The following is a 13202-nucleotide window of genomic DNA, read 5'->3' on the forward strand; positions in this document are numbered from 1 at the left end:
CCCCGCTCCCGTTCCGCGGGGTCGCGGGGCCCCGTGGTCATCGGGGCACCGAAACGCTGGTAGAGTTAATACCCGCAGCAACGACGCGGGGTGGAGCAGTTCGGTAGCTCGCCGGGCTCATAACCCGGAGGTCGCAGGTTCAAATCCTGTCCCCGCTACCACTCGAGAAGGCCCGGACCAGATGGTCCGGGCCTTCGTCGTTCCTGCTACGCCTAAGCCAGTTCGCTGATCCGTCCCCGCGCGGCCAGCCGCTCGAGAGCGAGCTCATGCGGCAGCGCAGGGCTGAAGTGCCCCGCACGCCCGGTCATGTCGCGGTTCGCGAAGAGCGCGTTGAGCACGGCCTCCTCGGTCGCCTGGACGGTCGCCGTGTAGAGCAGATCCATGAAGCTCCACGGCACCATCTGCAGGCTGTCCAGAGTGGCCTCCGCAGCAGGCGTCGCAGAGAACCCGTTGTCCAGCGCCCCCGCGTTCCCCGTCGAGAACGCCAGGAAGATGTCGCCGGAGAAATGCCCGCCGGTCGTGCCGGTCCGCGCGAGCCCGAGGGACACGCGCTTGGCGAGCGCCTCGCACTGCGTCGGGATGAGCGGCGCGTCGGTCGCGACCACCGCGATGCACGATCCCGAGCCTCCGGGCACCCGTCGGTCCTCGGCGAACCAGGATAGATCTCCCATCGGGTACGGCACGTCCAGATCCCCGAGGGGGACGCCCTGGATCATCAGCTCGCTGCGATCACCGAAGTTCGCCTGCAGGAACACGCCCACGGTGTACGTCGCGCCACCGATGGAGACCTGCCGCGAGGACGTGCCGTTGCCGCCCTTGAAGCCGTACAGGTTCATGCCCGTGCCGCCGCCGGCGGAACCCTCCGGGACAGCGGAAGAGGAGGCGGCATCGATGGCCGCCCCCGCATCGTCCGTCGTGACGAACGGCTGGTTGATGCTGTTGAGGTAACCGTCCCAGGTCTCGCCGACCACGGGCAGCAGCCATTCGGCCGCGAGATCGGGACGATGCGTCGCGGTCCAGTCCACGACGCCGCGGTGGACGGTGCCCACCGCGTGGGTGTTGGTGAGCATCACGGGGCCGGCGAAGGATCCGGAGTCGCGGATCCAGTGCGAGCCGGTGAGCTCGCCGTTGCCGTTGAGCGAGTGCACGGCCGCGGGAACAGATGAGCCGACCCCGTCCCGCCCGAGCGGGAGGATCGCCGTGACCCCGGTACGGGCGGCGACTGCGGCATCGTCGGTGTCCTCGATGCGCGTGACGGTGCCGACCGTGAGGCCGGGCACGTCCGTGATGCCGTTGAGCGGGCCGGGAGTGCCGGCGAGGTCGAGGCCAAGGTCGCGTGCTCTCATGCGGGGGACTCCTCGGGGTCGATGGTGATCGCCGGGCAGGACAGCGCCTCGGCGAGATGTGTGCGCATCAGGTGACGCGCGCGGTCGGCGGAGAAGCGACCGGCCGCGTTGATGATGTAGAGGCCGTACGCGTCCTCGAGCGCGACGGCGTTCGCCGCGATGTCGGAGGCGGCGGCGGAGGGGGAGAAGTGGCCCTGTGCGGTGCCGATCTCCACGGTGGTCGCGTACAGCGTCACCTGCTGCTCGGTGAGTGCGCGGGTCATGGTCCGGTGGACGGCGCTGCGGCGCACGAGGGCGTTGAGGTCGTAGAGGGCGACGACGAGGACGTCGTCGTCGTTCTCGGGCACGCCGGTGTCGATCAGCGCCGCGATCTTGTCGCGCGCGTCGGGAAGCGCGGCGATCATCTCCTGGCGCGCGCCGACGAAGCGGTCGATCGCCTCCTCGTGCACCGCGATGAGCAGATCGTCCAGGTCCTTGAAGTGATAGTGGACGGTCCCGGTCGCGACGCCCGCGGCCTCGGCGATGTCCTTGATGCGCAGCCCGACGATCCCGCGCTCGCTCACGGCGTGCAGCGCGGCATCGAGAAGTTGCGCCCTGCGGGCGTCTCCATCGCTCCTGCCCATTCTGACCTCCGCGTCAAAGTAGATGAATTCACCGAGTGTGCATGGTCAATGTTTCGAGCACGTTGTGCCGATTTAACAGTACATTTCATTCTCAGAAATGCTTGACAGCACCCCGCTCGGTAACTTTGACTTTGGCGTCAACATGGCACTTACCTAGAAAGGAAGCCGCCGTGGCCCCCAAGGAGAAGTACAGTCAGGAGCTCTCCCGGTCGTTGACGATCAAGGAGAACATGCTCATCACGCTGTCGTCGGTGACCCCGGCGTCGAGCGTCTTCATCATCGTTCCGGCCCTCGTCGTCGCACTGGCAGGTGCAAGCGTCGCGGCGATGGCGATCGGTGCGTTCATCGCGCTGTTCGTCGGCTGGTGCTACGCGGAGCTCGCGAGCCGCTACCCGATCACCGGAGGCGAGTACACGTGGGCCGCGCGCCTGCTCGGGCGAGGCTACGGCTTCGGTGTGTTCCTCCTCAGCCTCGTCTCAGGCGTGCTCATCATCGCCGTGATCGCCTCGGGCGTCGGCCCGTACCTGTCGGTCGTCTGGGAGGGCTTCAACTCCTCGATCACCACGGTGGTCGTGGTGGCGATCACCACCCTCATCGCGGCGCTCACGATCACGACCAACGCGTGGGTCACCGGCGTGTGCCTCGCTCTCGAGGTGCTCGCCCTCATCGTGCTCGCGGTCATGGGCTTCAGCCACGTGAGCCGCGGCGTCGACACCTTCGTCATGCCCCAGACCCTGGGAGCCGACGGCGGCCTCGAGACCGTCACCTGGGCGATCCTGTTCTCCCTGGTCCCCGTGGCCCTGTTCGCCTTCAACGGCTACGGCGGCGCCGTGTACTACGCCGAGGAGACCAAGGGCGCCTCCAAGACCATCGGCAAGGCGATCATGATCTCCCTGCTCATCACGGTGATCGCCGAGATCGTCCCGCTCGCCGCCGTGATCCTCGGCTCCTCCGACCTCGAGGCTCTCGTGTCGTCCGAGTCCCCCATGAACTGGTTCCTGCTGGACCGCGGCAACGAGGCGATCAACGTCATCGTCAGCCTCGGCATCGCGGTCGCGGTCTTCAACGCCGTCATCGCGGTGCAGATCCAGCTCGCTCGCCTGCTGTTCTCCTCGGCCCGCGACCGCTCGTGGCCCGACGCGATCGACCGTGTGCTCGGCAGTGTCCACCCGCGCACCAAGACCCCGATCGTCGCGACCATCGTCATCGGCCTCGCGGGCATCGGCGTCGGCTTCCTCCCGTTCGACTGGCTGCTCATCGCGACCGGCGCGAGCGCGGTCGTCATCTACTCCACGGTCGCGGTGGCGGCGCTTCGCGTCCGCGGCGCCGCCGGCCGTGAGGGTGGCTACCGGATGCCGCTGTTCCCGCTGCCCCCGATCGTCGTGCTCGCGATCATGGCGTACGTGACGTACCAGATCATCGCGTCCGACCCGACGCCGCTCCTGGTCTCCGTCGTCGCGATCGTGCTCGGCGTGCTCTGGTACGCACTGTTCATCCACCCCCAGCGCGGCGAGCGGTGGACGCTGCCCGACCCGCAGGATGACGCGGAGCACGCCCTGGCGGATGACGTCGATCCCGACGAGGTCGAGGCCGCCAAGGTCTGACGCCCATCTGCTTGACGCGAATGCCCGGGGCCTGCGCCCCGGGCATTCGCCGTTCCCGGGACGATGCGCCAGCAGCCGCATCGTCCCTGGTCTCCGTCGTCCTGGTGCCGAGAATGTGCACCCGGCGTAACGTGGAAGACGAGAGAGCCGCCCCCAGTCGGGGCGTCGGCACGGATGCCGCGACGCGAGGACGACGGAGAGTGAGGACCTCATGTCGTACGCAGACCGGCTTGCCCGCTTCGAGACGGGCGCAGGATTCATCGCAGCGCTGGATCAGAGCGGTGGCAGCACCCCGGGAGCGCTCGCGCGATACGGCATCCCCGAGTCCGCCTACGGGACGGACGAGGAGATGTTCGACCTCATCCACGCGGCCCGTACGCGCGTCATCACGAGCCCGGCGTTCACGCGCGAGCACATCCTCGCGACGATCCTCTTCCAGGGCACCGTGGATCGGCAGATCGCCGGCAGGGGCGTCGCCGACTACGTGTGGCGGGTCAAGGGCATCCTGCCGATCCTCAAGATCGACAAGGGCCTCGAGGAGGAGAGCGACGGAGTGCGCCTCATGAAGCCGATCCCCGGCCTCGAGGACACCCTGGCCGCGGCCCTCGACAAGGGCGTCTTCGGCACGAAGGAGCGCTCGGTCATCAGGGAGGCGAACCCCGTGGGGATCGCGCGCGTGGTCGACCAGCAGTTCGCGCTCGCCGAGCGGGTGGTGGCTGCGGGCCTCATGCCGATCGTCGAGCCCGAGAACGACATCAACGCGCCCGACAAGGCGGCGACAGAGGATCTGCTGCGGGAGCAGCTGCTCACCCACCTCGACGACCTCGGGGATCGCAAGGTCGCGCTCAAGCTCACGATCCCGACGGTTGACGGGCTGTGGGGCGACCTGATCGCTCACCCCAACGTCGCCCGCGTGGTCGCGCTGTCCGGCGGCTACACCCGAGCGGAGGCCAACGAGCGGCTCGCCCGCAACCCCGGCCTCATCGCGAGCTTCAGCAGGGCGCTGCTCGAGGGGCTCACGGTGGACCAGGCCGACGCGGACTTCGACAGGATGCTCGGCGAGTCGATCGTCTCGATCTACGCCGCGTCGATGGCGGGATCGTCCGGGATGTCCGGCCTGCGAGGTGCCGCGTGATGTGACGCGGGACCCAGGTCCTCGCGCGCGAGGTCGGACCGGCGTAGGCTCGCGACTCGTGTGTGTGACGATTCAACGAGACGCTGCCCCCGCGCGTCGTGAGAGGTGCGCATGACCGCTTCGAAGGGTGGCGGCTGGCTCGCAGGCCGCACCGCGCTCCTGCTCGCGTTCGCGTTCTCCGTGATGGCGGACCCGGTGTCCTCGGTCGCGTACGCGATCGAGGCCGCGCTGCACGCGTTGAACGGTCACCTGCCGCTGCTGCTCGGCGCGATGGGCCTCGTGGTCCTCGTCGTCGCGCTCGTCGTCACCAGTTATCACCAGCTCGTCGGCCGCTTCCCCGAGGGCGGCGGCGCGGCCGCGGCCACGGGCGCGGCCCTGGGCGACGGATGGTCGTTCGTGCCCATGGGCGCGCTGATCGTCGACTTCGTGCTCACGATCGCGATCTCCGTCTCCGCGGGCGCGTCCGCGATCATCTCCTACATCCCGTCGCTCGCGCCGTACCGGCTGGGCCTCGCGCTGTGCCTGCTCGTGCTCGTCGCCGGGCTGATGTGGTTCGGGCACATGGGCCGCGCGGTGTTCGCGCTGCTCACCGTCATCTTCCTGGTCGCGGCCGTCGCGGTGCTGGTGTCGGTCGCGATGGCGGCGCCCACGATCGCGGACACCGTCTCCGCGGAGACCGCCGAGACGAGCCTGCTCCACTCGGCCCCGCTGTCCGTCGTCCTGGCCTTCCCCGTCGCGATGGCGCTCGCGACCGGCGTCGAGGCGCCGTCCTCGGCGATCGCGCAGCTCGCGCAGCTCGACGACGACGGCCGACGTACGTTCGGCCGCACCGCCCTGTGGCTCACGCTCGGCATCGTCGGCACGCTCACGCTGTTGCTCACCGCCTCGGTGGTCTACCTGGAGATCGGCCTGCCGAGCGAGGACTCGACGCTCGTCGCCGACCTGGCCCGTGCCGCATCGTCCCCGGCGGTGTTCGCGCTCTTCCAGGGAGCCACCGCGCTGCTGCTGCTGTCCGCCGCGAGCTCGTCCTTCCAGGCAGGCCCCGGCCTCATGAAGGCGCTCGCGCGCCGCGAGGACGGGACGGCCGGTCACGGCGTCCTGCCCTCGATCCTCGGCCGCACCAACTCGCATCACACCCCGTACGTCGGCGTCGCCGTGTTCCTCGCGCTGTCCGCGGTGGTCGTGGCCGCCGCCGGCGCGCGCGACCAGCGTCTCGTCCTGTTCTATGCGGTCGCCGTGTTCGTGAGCTTCCTCATGGGCCTCGTGTCGATGGCGCTGCTCGCCCACCGGGACGGCCAGCGCCGCTGGGTGACCCTCAACATCGTCGCCGCGGTCGCGGTCGGCTTCACCCTCATCATGAACCTCACCCGCGTCGCCGCTCTCGGATCGCTCGCCGCGACCGCCGTCGCGTCCGGCATCCTCTACTGGGCCTGGGTTCGTGCTGGCAAGCCGAGCGGGGCGTCGCACGCGGTCGCCGAGTCCGAGGCCGGGGACGATGCGGTCGCCGAGGACGATGCGGCGTCGGGCTCCACCTCGGCCGCCGAGCACGCCGTTGCCGAGGATGCTGTCGCCGAGCCCACGGTCGCGGAACCCGCTGTGGCGGTGCACGCGCGCCTCAAGCGCTGACGCGACCCGCTCGCGACCCTGACGCCAGCGCGGTCCCGGCCTCCGGACCGACCCGGCCCGCGCATCGTTCCTGTCCCGCCCCTGCCCCCGCTCTGGCCCGCTCCTCCCGCCGCCTGTAGCCTTCCCGCGTGACCGCACGACGGGTGGGACTGCTGGGAGCGACCGGCATCGGCGTGGGCTCGATGCTCGGAGCAGGCGTGTTCTCCGACATGTGGGTCGACGTGCTCGCCGCCGGGCGCTGGTACCTGCTCGCCCTCGCGCTCGCGGCGGCGATCGCGATCGCGAACGCGCTGTCGACCGCCCAGCTCGCGGCGGCGCATCCCGTCGCGGGCGGCTCGTACGCCTACGGCCGCGCGGAGCTGTCCCACTGGGCCGGCCACGTGGCGGGGGCGGCGTTCCTGGTCGGCAAGACCGCGTCCGTCGCGGTGGGGGCCGTGGTCCTCGGCACCTACGTGCTGCCGGGCCACACCCAGGGAGTCGCGACCGCCGCGATCGCGCTCGTCTGGGCGCTCAACGCGCGCGGCATCACCAAGACCGCATGGGGCGCGACCGCGATCGCGATCGTCGTGTCGCTCGCCCTCGCGGTGCTCGCCGTCGTCGTGCTCTCCGCCCCCGTGTCCTTGAGCTGGTTCGCGTGGAGCGCGGACGGAGAGGCGTATGAGCCCACCGTCCTCGACTTCGCCTTCAGCGGGCCGGGGGGCCTCGCTCAGGTCCCGGTCGCCGCGGCCGCCGCGTTCTTCGCCTTCGCGGGCTACGCGCGCATCGCGACGCTCGGCGAGGAGGTGCGCGAGCCCGAGCGGACCATCCCTCGCGCGATCGTCATCGCTCTCGCGGTGGTGCTGACGCTCTATGTCGCGATCGCGGTCTCACTCGCGCTCCACGTGGGCTACGACGGGCTCGTCGCCGTCCTGGAGCCGGGCACCGACGCGGGCGAGGCCATCACGCTCGCGCCGCTCGAGCGCCTCGCGGATGCCGTGGGATTCCCCGTCGCGATCGTCACGGCGACCGCCGCGCTGAGCGTCTTCGGCGCGATGCTCGCGGTGCTCGCCGGGGCTGGCCGCACCGCGATGGCGATGGCCCGCGAGGCCGACCTCCCCAGCGCGCTCGCCCGTCAGGGTGGCAGCGGCGCGCCGTGGCTCGCCGAGGCGGTCATCGCGGTCGCCGCGATCGCGCTCGTGTGGACGCAGGGGACGAGCCTCCTGCTCGTCTCGGTCGCGACCGTGCTCACCTACTACGCGGTCGCGAACGCCGCCGCGATCGCGCAGCGGCGGGCGGGGAGGACGGCGACGCTGCGCGTGCCGGTCGCGGCCTCCGCCTTCGGGCTCGTGGGATGCGTCGCGCTCGCGATCGTCGCGGCGCCGTCGGCCGTGGGGGAGGGGCCCGCGTGGGTCCCCTGGGCGCTCGCGCTCGTCGTCCTGGGATGGCCGACCGTCGCCTGGACGATGCGTCGGCGTGCATCGGGACCGAAGTCCCGCTAGTATGTCCCCAAGTTGACGTATCAACGTCAGCCCGGCGCGGCAAGCGCCACGGCCTGCTGAGGCCGAACCGCACCCCGGTCCCCGGGGGTGCGGTTCGCCGGCCTCGCGCCGACAGCCACCACCCTCATCCCCGAGGATCGCGTGCGCGAGGGTCAGTCCCGTGCGGCGTCAGCCTCGCTCGGCGAGCCAGGCGTCCGCCGCCTCGAGCTCGCCGTCCATCGTCCTGGTCACGGTTCCGACGAGGGCGCGCTCGATCATCGGCCCGACGATCGGCATGGGGACGCTCACCTTGCCCGTCGCGAGCAGCTCGGTGCCGTCGCCGTCGGGCCGCAGACCCAGGGCGCCGGCAACATGGCCGGGCGCGCCCATGATCTCGACCGCGAAGGTGCCGATGCGCTCGTCGTCCTCGGGTGGCTCCCACGCCTCGGTGTACGTCACGACCAGGCGGGAGCCGACGAACGCCCGGATCTCCGAGGGGATCGATGACGTCGGCGCCTCGCGCCTCAGCGAGACACGGAAGTCGGCGTCGGCGCTCCCGTCGACGAGCAGGTCGACGAGCCGAGCGCCCGACGCCTCGCCGCGCACCTTCGAGAAATCCGCGTCCGCCAGCATGGCGACGACGGCGTCGAGCGGCGCGTCGAAGCGGTGGCGGTGCGTGAAGTCCATCGGTGTCTCCAGGTGTCGGTACGACCTCTCAGCCTACCTCGCAGGAGGGACGCCTTCCGTGTCACGTGGGACGGTCGGCGGCGCGGGGTGTCAGCGGGCCGTAGGCTTGGACGGTGGCAAGCCTGAGAGAGACCGCGGAGCGCTACGGCGCCCTCACCGACGCCGAGGCAGAATGCCTGTCCCTGCTCGCGGAGGACTGGCAGATCATCGCCGACCTGTCCTTCGCGGACCTGGTGATGTGGCGGCCGGTCGACGACGGATTCGTGGCGATCGCGCAGTGCCGTCCCTCGACCGGTCCCACCGTCCACCAGGACGATGTCGTGGGCGTCTTCGCCGCGGAGGGCCGTGTCGCGCACCTGCGCAGCGCCTTCGACTCCGGCGAGCTCGTCGCGTCGCGCGAGCCGCGCTGGGACGAGTCCTACGCGGTGCGCGAGGACGCGCTTCCCGTCGTCCTCGACGGGCGGCCGATCGCGGTGCTGACCCGGGAGGTCTCCCAGGCGGTGTCGCGCTCGTCGTCCCGCCTGGAGCTCAACTACAAGGGCGCGGCCGACGACATCCTGCACATGATCACGAGGGGCGAGTTCCCCGTGCCGACGTCGATCACGGGTCCCCGCCGAGGCGCGCCGCGCGTCGGCGACGGAGTGCTGCGGCTCGACGCCGCGGGGCACGTCACCTACGCGAGCCCGAACGCGCTGTCGTGCTTCCACCGCCTCGGCCTCACGGGACCGCTCATCAACAAGTCCCTCCCGCGTGAGGCCAGCGCGATGCTGCTCGACAAGGGGCAGATGGACGAGACCCTCGCGATGGTCGTCATGGGTCGCGCGGCCTGGCGCACCGACATCGAGGCCAACGGCGCGGCGCTGTCCCTGCGCGCGATCCCGGTCACGGAGAACGGCGTGCGCCACGGCGCGGTGCTGCTGTGCCGCGATGTCTCGGAGCTGAGGCGCCGCGAGCGCGAGCTCATCACCAAGGACGCGACGATCCGCGAGATCCACCACCGCGTCAAGAACAACCTTCAGACCGTGGCGGCGCTCCTGAGGCTCCAGTCACGTCGCGTGGAGGCCCCCGAGGCCAAGGAGGCGCTCGCGGAGGCGATGCGTCGCGTCTCCACGATCGCGCTCGTCCACGAGACGCTGTCCGGCACGCTCGACGAGCTCGTGAACTTCGACGACCTGGGTCGCCGCGCGATGCGCATGGCCGCCGAGGTCGCGTCGCCGGGTGTGCAGGTCTCGATCGTGAGGGAGGGCGACTTCGGGATGATCCCGGCGCAGTGGGCGTCCTCGCTCGCGCTCGTCATGACCGAGCTCATCACCAACGCGGTCGAGCACGGCTTCGAGGGCAGGGAGCGCGGCGTCATCACGGTGCAGGCCGATCGCGAGACCGCGCGCGAGCGGCTGCACATCGCGATCCTCGACGACGGCGTGGGGCTGTCCGGCAGCCCCACCGGGCTCGGGTCGTCGATCGTGCGCACGCTCGTCGAGAACGAGCTCGACGGCTCGATCGAGTGGTCGCTGCGCGGAGACGAGCCCGGCTCCGCGGTCACGCTGGACGTGCGGATCGGCGAGGGACCGGGCGAGGGCCGGTACTGACGGCTCCGCCGCCGAGAATGGCAGAAGCCGCGCCGCCCCGGAGGGCGACGCGGCTTCTGTGCGCTGGTCTGAGCCGCGCTGTTCGTCGAGCGGTTACTTCGCGGCGCGGCGGGCGCGAGCGGCACGGCGCTTGAGCGAGCGGCGCTCGTCCTCGGACAGTCCGCCCCACACGCCAGAGTCCTGGTTGTGCTCCATGGCCCACTGCAGGCAGGTCTCACGCACGTTGCACGTGCCGCACACGGCCTTGGCCTTCTCGATCTGGGAGATCGCCGGGCCGGTGTTGCCGACGGGGAAGAAGAGCTCGGGGTCCTCGACCTCGAGGCAGGCAGCGGTGTTACGCCAATCCATCATGTACTCCTTAGGAAAAAGAGAGCGACGGACCATGGGCCAGGGGAAGGCCGTGATCCGTCGCATCGTCGCTACATCACTGCCGAACATTTTCTCATTGTTACAAACAGATGACAAGAGGGCGGTTTCTGAGAATTTCCGCAGAGCCGCCGCGCGGTTCTAGGGTGGGCGCCGTGACCTCCGCCGAACGCCGTGACCCGCTCGACCTCCTCGCGACCGTGCTGCTCGCGCTCGAGGCGGCGCTGCTCGTGGCGGTCGCTGCCGCGTACGTGGCGTACGCGGCCGGGGGAGAGGACGTCGAGCTCGCGGCCACGCTCGGCATCGCCGCGTTCGCGCTGGCCATGGGCGGCTCGGTCGCGTTCGTCGCCCGCGGGTTCGCGCGGGGTGCGCGCTGGTCGCGAGGCGCGGCGCTGACGTGGCAGGTGCTTCAGGCCGCCGCAGCGGCCGTGATGCTTGGCGCGCTGCCGATGCTCGCGATCGCGCTGCTGGTCGCGTCCGCCATCGTGGCGGCCGCTGCGATGCGGGCGTCCGCTCGAGACGCGCAGCGCGAGGACTGACGAGGGCTTCAGCTCCCCGAGATCTGCTCCGTCGCCGACGCTACCGAGGTGACGGTTCCGTCGTCGTTGACCACCCCGATGAGCCACTTGTAGTTGCGCGTCACGTAGGTCACGGGGATCCGCTGCAGCGAGTACCCGGAGTGGGTGACGACGGACGTGACCACGGGCGTCGGCGTCTCGGTCCACTCGAGCCAGTCCTTGTTGCGGGTGACCACCACGGGTGCCTCGCCGAAGACGTCGACCATCTCCGCGAGCGTGTCCTGCGTGGGCTCCACGAGCGCGAGGACGACCGGCACGTCGCACACGACGCGGATGGTGCCGAAGACCTCGGAGGTTCCCGCGAGCACGACCGGACGGCCGTCGATCTCGTCGCACAGGTCGTCGATCATCCCGTTCGCGCCGTCCATCTCCGTCGTGAACACGTTGACGGCGGCCCCGATCGGGATGCTGCTTCCCGGCGAGACGGACACCCAGGTGGTGATCGGCAGGATCACGAGCGCGCCCACGGCGACACGTCTGCCCAGGCGTCGGCTGTGCTCGCGCCTCAGGAGGCCCACGAGCCACCATGCGCCCACCATCGCGGCGATCGCGAAGCCCGGCAGGGTCGCGGGCTCGAACCGTCGGATCGACCAGATCTGGTCGGCGATGATCGACGGCTTCCAGAGGTAGAAGAGCGTCGACGGCAGCACCGCCGCGAGCAGCACCCACGAGTCATAGGGTCCGCGGAGCACGCGGTAGATCAGCACCCCGAAGCCGACGAACGCGAGCAGGACCAGCGGCCACGTGAGGTAGTAGCTGAGCCACGTGACCGTGCTCTCGGCGTACGTTCGGGTGGGATCCACGTCGAGCCCGGCCGAGCTCTGGAAGCCCTGGATCACGCTGTTCGTGAACTGGTCGGTGCTCGTCTCGGTGCCGCGGCGGGAGATCATCCACAGCGGGCGGGAGGTGAGGATCGCGAACGTCGCGCCGAGGAGGAGCGAGGCGGCGAGGGATCCGCGGTGACCCAGCCGCTCCGTGAGCGCGGGCAGCAGCCGGTCCATGCGGCTGCTCGCGACCCAGCTCATGACCCACAGGAGCACGAGGACCGCGGAGGCCGCGTACGCCCCGACGAGCAGCGTCGTCTCGTCGCCGAGGCGCTCGAGGTAGGCGCGGCTCCAGCGGTAGAGGGACAGGTATCCGCCCGTGAGGACGACGGACTGCAGCCCGACGTACGCGAGAGCGGCGCCGCGACGCCACGCGCGCGGTGCGTCGGCCGCCGACAGCGCGAGCACGGTGCCGACCATCGCTCCCCACGCGAAGACCGCACCGTCGATGCGGGCGAACGCGGTCGCCCCCGAGACGAAGGCGCCGGCGAGCAGCGGCGCCCACGCGCGTTCCGCGACGCCACGCCATGACCACAGGACGCCCGCGAAGACGAGCACGAGTGTGAGCGGCTCGGTGTACGCGGCGCGGGAGAGGCCGATGTGCGCGACCGTGAGGCCCAGGAGCGCCGCCGGGGCGAGCGCGGCGAGAGGGGCGAGGAACCTGCGGGCGACCAGGTAGACGGCCGCCATGCCCGCCGCGCCGATGATGATGTTGGCGCCGTAGACGCCAGCGGTGCCGGCGAACCAGCCGCCGACGGCGATCGTCGCGGGCAGCATCTTGGCTCCCTGCGGCTGCACCGCGTCGCCGAGCAGGTTCCACGCCTGCGAGGCGTCGGGGATGAGGTTGCTCTGCAGCGCCGCGGCCTCGACGGCCCCGGAGGCGGGGATGTCGGTGCTCGCATGGTGCACGAGCCACAGCCCGCTGAGCGTGAGGAAGCCCGGGTCGCGGACCACGAGGATGTACTGCGCGGCGAAGAACAGGTTGACGAGGATCCACGCGACGGTCCCCGACAGCAGCAGGATCCCCGCGAGCCGCGCCTGCGGGTGCGTGTCGGTCGTGACGAGGTGGCGCCATAGGAGCGCGATGAGCAGCGCGGCGAGCGGGAGCACCGTCCACCAGCGATGATGGCCGACAGACACCAGCAGACCGGCGGAGACTGCGATCGCGGTGATGACGAGGACGAAGGCCGATGGCGCCGTCCGCACCACCGTGTCGATCCGGGCCTGCAGGGACGCACGCAACGGCGAGGTGGAGCCGGCGGCCACACGAGCGTCACTCATAGCCTCCGAGCCTAGTGGCGGCATGCCGTGCCGAGATGCCGGCCGCGGAGAACTTGGGGTGCGGAGAACCTTGCATTGAGAGAGCC

Annotated in this window: 11 protein-coding genes and 1 tRNA gene; 7 read left to right on the top strand and 5 right to left on the bottom strand. The window is 70.8% G+C overall.

The annotated features are described in order from the left end of the window. The first annotated feature begins 84 nt into the window (after nucleotides 1–84). Nucleotides 85–161 (top strand) — tRNA-Met (locus AOP78_RS02280). A 51-nt stretch (nucleotides 162–212) separates the two neighbouring features. On the opposite strand, the gene AOP78_RS02285 is transcribed toward AOP78_RS02280, so the two are convergent. Beyond that, nucleotides 213–1346 (bottom strand): DmpA family aminopeptidase, encoded by a 1134-nt coding sequence (locus AOP78_RS02285; RefSeq protein ID WP_062200960.1) that lies wholly within the window; start codon nucleotides 1344–1346, stop codon nucleotides 213–215. Continuing rightward, nucleotides 1343–1969 carry a TetR/AcrR family transcriptional regulator gene (locus tag AOP78_RS02290; protein ID WP_062200963.1) on the bottom strand — a complete coding sequence of 209 codons (627 nt, stop codon included), beginning with the start codon at nucleotides 1967–1969 and terminating at the stop codon, nucleotides 1343–1345. The genes AOP78_RS02285 and AOP78_RS02290 overlap by 4 nt, the downstream gene beginning before the upstream one ends. 170 nt (nucleotides 1970–2139) lie before the next feature. Here AOP78_RS02290 and AOP78_RS02295 point away from each other — a divergent pair, with 170 nt between their 5' ends. The 4 genes from AOP78_RS02295 (at nucleotide 2140) to AOP78_RS02310 (ending at nucleotide 7812) form a co-directional block, all read left to right on the top strand. Next, nucleotides 2140–3573, top strand: a complete 1434-nt coding sequence (locus AOP78_RS02295) for an APC family permease (RefSeq protein WP_062200966.1) — start codon at nucleotides 2140–2142, stop codon at nucleotides 3571–3573. A gap of 211 nt (nucleotides 3574–3784) precedes the next feature. Continuing rightward, nucleotides 3785–4708, top strand: a complete 924-nt coding sequence (locus tag AOP78_RS02300; RefSeq protein ID WP_062200969.1) for a fructose bisphosphate aldolase — start codon at nucleotides 3785–3787, stop codon at nucleotides 4706–4708. Between the two features lie 111 nt (nucleotides 4709–4819). Beyond that, nucleotides 4820–6334 carry an amino acid permease gene (locus AOP78_RS02305; RefSeq protein WP_083979711.1) on the top strand — a complete coding sequence of 505 codons (1515 nt, stop codon included), beginning with the start codon at nucleotides 4820–4822 and terminating at the stop codon, nucleotides 6332–6334. 128 nt (nucleotides 6335–6462) lie between these two features. After that, nucleotides 6463–7812: an APC family permease gene (locus AOP78_RS02310; RefSeq protein WP_152659366.1), complete on the top strand. Its 1350-nt coding sequence runs from the start codon at nucleotides 6463–6465 to the stop codon at nucleotides 7810–7812. A 168-nt stretch (nucleotides 7813–7980) separates the two neighbouring features. On the opposite strand, the gene AOP78_RS02315 is transcribed toward AOP78_RS02310, so the two are convergent. Further along, nucleotides 7981–8478, bottom strand: a complete 498-nt coding sequence (locus AOP78_RS02315; protein ID WP_062200974.1) for a DUF2505 domain-containing protein — start codon at nucleotides 8476–8478, stop codon at nucleotides 7981–7983. 113 nt (nucleotides 8479–8591) lie between these two features. Here AOP78_RS02315 and AOP78_RS02320 point away from each other — a divergent pair, with 113 nt between their 5' ends. Then, nucleotides 8592–10067, top strand: coding sequence for a sensor histidine kinase (locus AOP78_RS02320; RefSeq protein WP_062200977.1), 1476 nt, complete (start codon nucleotides 8592–8594; stop codon nucleotides 10065–10067). Between the two features lie 93 nt (nucleotides 10068–10160). Here the strand turns inward: AOP78_RS02320 and AOP78_RS02325 are convergent, their stop codons facing one another. Beyond that, complete coding sequence (locus tag AOP78_RS02325) at nucleotides 10161–10415, bottom strand: WhiB family transcriptional regulator (protein WP_062200980.1); 255 nt, start codon at nucleotides 10413–10415, stop codon at nucleotides 10161–10163. A 173-nt stretch (nucleotides 10416–10588) separates the two neighbouring features. Here AOP78_RS02325 and AOP78_RS02330 point away from each other — a divergent pair, with 173 nt between their 5' ends. Then, nucleotides 10589–10972 (top strand): hypothetical protein, encoded by a 384-nt coding sequence (locus AOP78_RS02330; protein ID WP_062200982.1) that lies wholly within the window; start codon nucleotides 10589–10591, stop codon nucleotides 10970–10972. Between the two features lie 8 nt (nucleotides 10973–10980). Here AOP78_RS02330 and AOP78_RS02335 read toward each other — a convergent pair whose 3' ends face one another. Continuing rightward, nucleotides 10981–13116 (bottom strand): DUF2339 domain-containing protein, encoded by a 2136-nt coding sequence (locus AOP78_RS02335; RefSeq protein ID WP_152659367.1) that lies wholly within the window; start codon nucleotides 13114–13116, stop codon nucleotides 10981–10983. Nucleotides 13117–13202: the final 86 nt, after the last annotated feature.

Source organism: Demequina salsinemoris (genome assembly GCF_000974805.1).
GTDB lineage: Bacteria > Actinomycetota > Actinomycetes > Actinomycetales > Demequinaceae > Demequina > Demequina salsinemoris.